Source organism: Sutcliffiella horikoshii (assembly GCF_008180725.1).
GTDB classification, from domain to species: Bacteria; Bacillota; Bacilli; order Bacillales; family Bacillaceae_I; genus Sutcliffiella_A; species Sutcliffiella_A horikoshii_B.
The window spans coordinates 1-5,393 of the sequence record NZ_VTEV01000021.1; the positions used below are offsets into that span (position 1 = coordinate 1).

Consider the following 5,393-nt stretch of genomic DNA (forward strand, 5'->3'; position numbering starts at 1 on the left):
GTGCTCTTCCGATCTTATACATATTGAAGATCGATTGCATACAGGGGATTTAGTTTTATTAGTAGATTATCGTACACAATTGTTTTCAAACCAAGAGATTAAAAGCTTCATTAGTTCTATGCTTGCAATGTTGGAAAATATTTTAACAAAACCTAAGCAAAAGGTCATGGAAATTAGTGCCCTCTCAAATGAGGAAAAAAAGTTACAATTCGAGGATTTCAACAAGACAAATTTGGCTATTCCATCTTTAAATCGTCTAGCGCATCAAGTGGTTGAAGACCAGGCAAGAAAGAGACCAGATGCTATTGCGGTGGTATGTGGTATGGAATCAATCACTTATAGAGAATTAAATGAACAAGCTAACCGTCTAGCACACTGGCTTCGAAGTCAAGGATTTGGACGTGAAGACCTTGCAGCTATACTTGCTGAGCGGGGTATTGAAATGGTGATTGGTATATTAGCGGTATTAAAATCAGGTGGAGCTTATGYACCTCTAGATTCTGCACATCCGGATGATCGTATATGTACAATCTTAGAGGAGAGTAATGCACGGATAGTTCTAACAGAAGAGAGATGGCAGTCACGTAGTTTGGAGTTGAGTAAAAGGGTTTCTCAAGATGCTGTTGTGTTTTCTCTTGATACAGGCGGTAGTTATATGGGGCTTGCTTCGTACTCGCAAGAGAACTTAAACAATATTAATGGGAAAATGGATTTAGCTAATGTATTTTTCACATCTGGTTCTACAGGGAAACCAAAAGGCGCTATGGTTGAACATATTGGAATGTTGAACCATTTGTATGCGAAGATTCATTTATTAGGATTGAATGAGAATAGTGTAGTAGCACAAAATGCATCTCATTGTTTCGATATTTCGGTATGGCAAATTTTAGCTCCTTTAATGACTGGCGGTCGAGTAGTTATATATTCCAACGAAATAGCGATGGATCCACAAACATTGCTTTTGTCTGTACAGAATGATCATGTAAATGTACTGGAAATGGTACCTTCAATAATTGAAATGTTTTTACAAGTTGCGAAAGATGAGCAAAGCTGTACCCTTCCAAAACTCGAGTTTATGATTTCGACAGGGGAAGGATTATCGGTATCTTTGTATCATAAATGGATAGAAACATACCCTCATGTGAAGGTAGTGAATACCTATGGGGCAACAGAGTGTTCTGATGATACATCACATGTAATACTTAATGGTCCGTATCCGTACAGTGATTATCCACAGGTGGAATTAGGTAGACCAATTCCAAATATGCGTCACTACATACTGGATGATAAACTACGGCCAGTTCCAATTGGGTGTATAGGGGAAGTATATATAGCTGGTATTGGGGTAGGGCGAGGTTACTTAAATGACCCTGAACGTACGGCTCAAGCGTTTCTTCCCAATCCTTTTAAGGATGGCATGGGGGACAGAATATATAAAACTGGTGATTTAGCACGCTTTACACTAGATGGAAGAATGATATTTGTATCTCGTTCGGATTTTCAAGTAAAGATACGGGGGTATCGTATTGAACTTGGTGAGATAGAAGCAGCTTTATTGAAACATGATGCAGTCAGTCAATGTTTGACTATAGCACGTGAAGATAAAAATGGGCAAAATCGTATTCTAGCTTATGTAGTACTCTATGAATCAGGAAATGTGGTAGAAATCCGACAATATTTACAGTCAAATCTACCAGAGTATATGGTGCCAGAACATATCATTGTGTTAGAAAAGATGCCTCTTAACAGAAATGGAAAGATTGATCGTAAAGCATTACCTGAACCAAATGAGTTAGAACGAATGAGCAGTGGTTACACTGGTCCAAGAAATGAGTTGGAACAAAGGTTAGTGGAAATTTGGGAAGAAGTGCTTGAAGTAAGTCCTATAGGTATCGATGATAATTTCTTTGACCTTGGAGGACATTCNATCAGGAAATGTGGTAGAAATCCGACAATATTTACAGTCAAATCTACCAGAGTATATGGTGCCAGAACATATCATTGTGTTAGAAAAGATGCCTCTTAACAGAAATGGAAAGATTGATCGTAAAGCATTACCTGAACCAAATGAGTTAGAACGAATGAGCAGTGGTTACACTGGTCCAAGAAATGAGTTGGAACAAAGGTTAGTGGAAATTTGGGAAGAAGTGCTTGAAGTAAGTCCTATAGGTATCGATGATAATTTCTTTGACCTTGGAGGACATTCATTAAAGGCTATTCAGATTCGTTTACGAATTAAACAACAGTTAGGTATTGAAATTGATTTAAAAGACCTATTTGAACAACAAACGATTTCAAAGCTCAATTCTATAATAAAAAGTGTATTTGCGAAAGAGATAGAGGGAGAAAAAGAAGCAGAAACTGCTTTGAATTCCAATAAGAAAAGATCTATCGAAGTGAAAAATAATATGAATTTATATGATAAGAATGAAGATTATTTTTATGAACTTTCAAATGGACAGGAACGTTTATGGTTTCAATCTTTATATACAAAAAATACTCTAGGTGAAGTAGTAGTATACGAATTTAACGGTGAAGTTGACTCAAGTGCATTGTTTAAAGCATTACGATCATTAGTTAAACGACATAGCATAATGCGCACTACAATTGTTGAAGTCGATGGACATCCGTTTCAAAGGGTACATGAGTCACTTAAAGTACATTGTATTTATGAAGATCTGTCAAAGCTTTCAAAAGAACAACGATTTACAAGCCTTGCAAGTGCAATTGAACATGAACAAAATCATTCGTTTAACTTAAGTTGTGAATCATTTTTCCGTATGAACTTGTACTATGTGGAGCCACAAAAGCATGTCCTTTTATTGTGTGTAAATCATATTGGGTGTGATGGCTGGTCAAGGGAAGTATTTATGAAAGATCTTTTTAGAGTTTATCAAGTTATTATCAGTGGTAAGAACCCTTCATTGCTACCTGCCCCAGCACAATATATTGAGTTTACTAAATGGCAAAAAGAACAGTTAATAGGAGGGGCATTGGAAAAACAAAAGGATTATTGGATGGGAAAGTTAGATGAGTCGATAGAAAGTTCTAATTTACCATATGATAAAAATATATCACTTGAAGAGCAGAATCCTTCTGATGTTCGAATACATGAGTTTAACCCTGAAATTGTTAACTTAATTCGCAAGGTTAAACCTCTTTATAGGGGTACTACTTATATGACAGTACTAGCGGTTATTAAGGTCTGGCTTTCTCTTCAAAATAATCAATCCATAATAACAATTGGGTCTACTTTTTCAGGACGAACTGAATTAAGATTTGAAGACTTAATAGGACTGTGTATAAATCCTGTGGCACTAAGAACAGACCTTACAGGTAATCCATCATTTTTGCAAGTTTTGAAACGTGTTCAAGAGACTACTTTTGAAGCATATAACAATCAAGATTACCCATTCGATTTAATTATACAAGAGAAAACTCGACAAGGTCAAAATTCTAAGCTTTATTCAATATGTTTTATTGGACAAAATTCTTTTCGTGATGAAATGGAGTACGATGGTGTTGAAGTTAACTCTGTACCCTTAAATCAATTTATTAATAATCAGAATGAAAACTTATTTTGTGAGCTAAATGTTGATGAGTGGCAAGAGTTTGATCTTCTTTTATATTTGATTGAAGAAAATGGAAAAATGGTGTTAGAAGCACGCTATAATAGTGCAAAGTTTTTACCAGAAACAATAGATGGGTTTTTTGCCCAATTAGAACATATATTAGGTAATTTAGTGAATGATCCCAAGATGCGGTTATCAGAGATTGAGTTATTTGAAGATAAATTAGAAGCTTTATTCAGTGAATAAGTTAAATTTAGAGACTTATTAATTTTCTAATTGAAAGGGCGTGTACTTGTGAATTATCTATCTAAGGAAAATGTACATGATATTTTTGAACTATCTCTTGTACAAAAAGCTATTTTAGAAAATGAAATCGTAACTCAAGTTTCCTATGAAATACAAATGGATGTTGAGTTCAATCAATTAAAAAGTTATTGGGAGGAAACAGTGAGGGCACACGATTCACTGAGATCTGTGTATAGAAAATTAAACAATAGAACTGTACAAGTTGTATTAAAGGAACGACCCATTCCAATTGAATGGGTAGACCTTCATGCAATGGAAGATGAAAAAAAAGAGGTTAAACTTCAGTCCATAGCTAAATCACACTTTGAAGAGATAAAAATTGATATAGGTCCACTAATTCGTTTGTCAGTTTGTCGGTATGATGAGGTGCGTACAATTATAATATGGACACAACATTCTTTATGTATGGATGATAACAGTCGAGACAGAATTTTCAACGAGTGGATGGATCGTGCTCAAAAAATATTTCCAACTAACATCCAATATAAATCATTCAAAGAATACATTGATTGGGAAGCTAGTCAGGATGGGATCCCAGCAAAGAAATACTGGAAAGAACATCTAAGGGATTATAAACCTTCACCAATGCCACTGTATGGGGGGAATCAGAATAAATCAAACAGTAATAAACTATGTACTAGTACATCGTTAACAAATGATTTATCCAGAAGATTAGAGAAAATAGCCGAGAAACATAATGTTTCGATTGAAGCAGTTGCCTTATCCACATGGCTCCTATTACTCCAAGTATATACTGGTGAAGAAAGTGTTTCATGTGGAGAAACTGTATCGAGTTCTGCAAATTGGAAGGGAGAGATCGTTGGGCCATTTGCTCATGTCCTTCCAATAAAAGCAACCTTAACTGCTAACCAGAAGGTAGATGAAGTGTTAAGATATATACATAATCAGAGAGAATCTATTCAAAAAAATTCGCATGTTCCAAGTCAGGTTATACGTTCGTATACGAATATCGCTAAAGAGGTAACACTGTTCAATAGTATAGTGACAGTAAGAAATTCAGCTGATAATAAGTATAGTATTCCTCAGTTACTCTATATAGAAGGTAGAAATGAAATTGAGATTATAGTAACTGTTGGACCAAATTGGAGTATTGAAATTTTCCACCCTAATGCTAATTCTTTAGACTCTTTAAAAAGTTTGTTGAAGTTTTATGTGACGCTTTTAGAGAATTTGTCCAAACAATCAAATGTAGAGTTATATAATTTAAACCTGTTATCAAATGAGGAAAAAAAGTTACAATTCGAGGATTTCAACAAGACAAATTTGGCTATTCCATCTTTAAATCGTCTAGCGCATCAAGTGGTTGAAGACCAGGCAAGAAAGAGACCAGATGCTATTGCGGTGGTATGTGGTATGGAATCAATCACTTATAGAGAATTAAATGAACAAGCTAACCGTCTAGCACACTGGCTTCGAAGTCAAGGATTTGGACGTGAAGACCTTGCAGCTATACTTGCTGAGCGGGGTATTGAAATGGTGATTGGTATATTAGCG

The 5,393-nt window shown here is 35.4% G+C and carries 3 protein-coding genes; all 3 read left to right on the plus strand.

Features of this window, described 5'->3' with window-relative positions:
• Positions 1-79: 79 nt before the first annotated feature.
• Positions 80-2,026: a non-ribosomal peptide synthetase gene (locus FZC76_RS22745; protein WP_455771346.1), complete on the plus strand. Its 1,947-nt coding sequence runs from the start codon at positions 80-82 to the stop codon at positions 2,024-2,026.
• Positions 2,004-3,818 (plus strand): condensation domain-containing protein, encoded by a 1,815-nt coding sequence (locus tag FZC76_RS22750; RefSeq protein ID WP_187442198.1) that lies wholly within the window; start codon positions 2,004-2,006, stop codon positions 3,816-3,818. Before FZC76_RS22745 ends, FZC76_RS22750 begins: the two co-directional genes overlap by 23 nt.
• A 48-nt stretch (positions 3,819-3,866) precedes the next feature.
• On the plus strand, positions 3,867-5,393 hold a 1,527-nt coding region (locus tag FZC76_RS22755; protein WP_148990389.1), incomplete at its 3' end, for a condensation domain-containing protein.